This window comes from Polymorphospora sp. NPDC050346 (genome assembly GCF_040655695.1).
In the GTDB taxonomy this organism is placed as follows: domain Bacteria; phylum Actinomycetota; class Actinomycetes; order Mycobacteriales; family Micromonosporaceae; genus Polymorphospora; species Polymorphospora lycopeni.
On sequence record NZ_JBFAKM010000095.1, the window covers coordinates 1 to 3,189 of the forward strand.

Genomic DNA, 3,189 nt, shown 5'->3' on the forward strand with positions numbered 1-3,189 from the left:
GACTGAACAGCCAGATGCAACGCCACCAACGACGACGAACACGCCGTATCCACCGTCACCGCCGGACCCTCGAACCCGAACGTGTACGCCACCCGGCCCGAGGCCACGCTGCCGGCGTTGCCGTTGCCCAGGAATCCCTGTAGCTCGTCCGGCACCTCGGCGAGCCCGGTCGCATAGTCGTGGTAGGTCAGCCCGGCGAAGACACCGGTCCGGCTGCCGCGGAGTGCCTGCGGGTCGAGGCCGGCCCGTTCGATCGCCTCCCACGACGTCTCGAGCAGCAGCCGCTGCTGCGGATCCATGGCGAGCGCCTCACGCGGCGAGATCCCGAAGAACGCCGCGTCGAAGCCCGCCACGTCGTCCAGGAACCCGCCCGTACGGGTGTAGGTGTGCCCAGGCAGGCCGGGTTCCGGGTCGTAGAGGGCCTCGACGTCCCAGCCCCGATCGGCCGGGAAATCGGTGACGGCCGACCGTCCGGCCTCGAGCAGCGTCCACAGGTCCTCCGGCGAGCCGACACCGCCGGGGAAGCGGCACGCCATGCCCACGATGGCGATCGGCTCCCGGCCCGCCTCCTCAACCTCGCTGAGCCGGTCGCGTGTCTCCTGGAGCTCGTTCGTCACGCGCTTGAGGAAGTAGCGGAGTTTCTCCTCGCCGTTCATGATCGCGGTCGCTCCTCGCGGGTCAGGAAATGCCCATCTGGTTCTGGATGAAGTCGAAGATCTGGTCGTCGTCGGACGTGTCCTCGGGTAGCCGGGCGCCGGTTTCGTGGTCGCCGGTCGTCAGCCGGTCGAGGAGCACGCGCAGCCGGGAGCCGGCCGCGGCCCGGGTCGCGCCGTCGAGGACCGCGGTTTCGAGGAGCCGCTCCAGCCGGTCGAGCTCGTCGGGCACCGACGTGGCCTTCGGTTCGCCGAACGTCGACTGGCGCAGTTCGGCGGCGAGCGCGGCCGGGTTGGGGTAGTCGAACACGAGCGTGGCCGGCAGCGTCCTGCCGAGCGCCGCGCCGAGCCGGTTACGCAGTTCCACCGCGCTCAAGGAGGTGAAGCCAAGCTCCTGGAAGGGCCGGTCCGGATCGATCCGGTCGGGTCCGGAGTGGCCGAGGACCGCGGCCGCGTGCGTCCGCACCAGGTCGAGCAGTGCCTGCTGCTGTGCGGCGGCGTCCAGTGCGGCCCACTGCTGCGTGACCGGAACCTCGGCCGCGTCACCGGTGTGCGCGCTCTCGCCGCCGGCCAGTTCGTTCAGCAGCGGGCTGGGCCGGCTCGCGGTGAACCGCGCGGCGAAGGTGCTCCAGTCGATGCCGGCGACGAGGGCCGTGACATCGCCGCGGTCGAGGACTCTGCCGAGAGCTTCGAGCGCGGCCTCGGGCTCCATCGGCCGTACGCCGGACGCGTCCAGGCCGTCGGTGCCGCCGGCCATGCCCGTCGCCTCCCAGGCGCCCCAGGAAACGGCGAGCGCCCGGTGGCCGGCCGCGTGCCGGGCCGCCGCCAGCGCGTCGAGGTAGGCGTTGGCGGCGGCGTAGTTGCCCTGCCCGGCCGCGCCGACGGCGCCGGCGACCGAGGAGAACAGGACGAACGCGTCCAGGTTGAGGTCGCGGGTCAGTTCGTCGAGGTTCCGGGCCGCGCCGGCCTTCGCCGTGAGCACCGCCTCCAGGCGGGCGGTGGTGAGCGAGGCGAGGACCCCGTCGTCGAGCACGCCGGCCGCGTGGAACACCGCCGAAGGCGGCCCGATCCGGTCGAGGAGACCGGCGAGCTGCGCCCGGTCGGCCACGTCGCACGCCACCACCGTCGCCGTCGTCCCCCGCGCCTCGAGTTCGGCGACGAGATCGCCGGCGCCGGGAGCGGCGGGTCCACGCCGGCTCAGGAGGACCAGGCGCCGGGCACCCCGCCCGGACAGCCAGCGAGCGAGGTGCGCGCCGACGCCGCCGGTTCCTCCGGTGACCCAGACGTCGCCCTCCGGCCGCCAGGCCTCGGCCTTCCACGCCGGCCCGGCGGCCGCCCCGGACAGCCGCCGCACGAGTACACCGCCCGGCCGTACCGCCACTTGGTCCTCGACCGCGGCGGCGACGGTGGCGAGGACGTGGTCGATCGCCTCGGCGCCGGGTCGTCCGGAGATGTCGACGAGGCCGCCCCAGCGCTGCGGATGTTCCAGGGCCGCGGTCCGGCCCAGGCCCCATATCGCCGCCTGCGCCGGGGCGTGTACCGGTCCGGCCGCGACGGCGTCGCGGGTGAGGCACCACAGAGGCGTGTCAAGGCCGGCGTCGTCGAGCGCCTGCAGCAGGTGCAGGGTGGCGGCAAGCCCGGCCGGCACCGCGGGCGCGCCGGGGGTGGGCGTGTCGTCGAAGCCCAACAGGGAGATCACGCGGTCGGCGCGGCTGCCGTGCAGGGCATCGGCCAGGGTGGAATGGTCCAGGCCGGCCGCTTCCAGGACCGTGCACCGGCCACCGGCAGCCTCGACGCCGTCGCGGATGGCCGCGGCCCACCCGGCGTCGACGCCCTCGCCTGGTGTGAGCAGCAGCCAGCTCACACCGGTGAGATCGGCCGGCGGAAGGTGAGCGGGCTGCCAACTCTCGGCGTAGAGCAGGTCGTCGGTGTGGGTGCGTGCCGCCGGGGCGTCGTCGGCGTCGAGCCAGTAGCGTCGGTGCTGGAAGGCGTACGTCGGCAGGTCGACCGGTCCAGCGACAGCCGGTAGCGCGGGAGTCCAGTCGACCGGCACCCCGGCGGTGTGCAGAGCACCCAACGCGCCCAGGAACGTAACCGCCTCGTCAGCATCGCGGCGCGACAACGGCCTGACCTGATGATCAGCCAGCATCGCGGTCAACGTCGCGTCCGGACCCACCTCCACACACAACCCGGCATCCACCACAGCAACAGCATCAGCAAACCTGACCGTCTCCCGCACCTGACGCACCCAATACCCAGGCACCGTCACATCCGCGCCAACCTCCACACTCGACACCAACGGCACCCGAGCCGACCGAAACCCCACCGACGCCACCACATCCGCAAACTCGGCAAGCATCGGCTCCATCAACACCGAATGAAACGCATGCGACACCCGCAACCGCCGCACCCGAACCCCCCGACCCGCCAACTCCCGCCCGACCGCATCCACCACCGCCACAGCACCCGACAACACAACCTGATCCGGACCATTAACCGCCGCCACATCCAAACCAGAAGCCACCGACTCATCAGC

General features: G+C 72.5%; 2 protein-coding genes. Both read right to left on the reverse strand.

Features of this window, described 5'->3' with window-relative positions; all coding sequences use genetic code 11:
- Positions 1 to 656, reverse strand: a 656-nt coding sequence (locus AB0I42_RS37175) for a beta-ketoacyl synthase N-terminal-like domain-containing protein (RefSeq protein WP_357544471.1), incomplete at its 3' end; no start/stop codon positions are given.
- Between the two features lie 22 nt (positions 657 to 678).
- Complete coding sequence (locus AB0I42_RS37180; RefSeq protein WP_357544472.1) at positions 679 to 3,177, reverse strand: SDR family NAD(P)-dependent oxidoreductase; 2,499 nt, start codon at positions 3,175 to 3,177, stop codon at positions 679 to 681.
- Between the last annotated feature and the right edge of the window lie 12 nt (positions 3,178 to 3,189).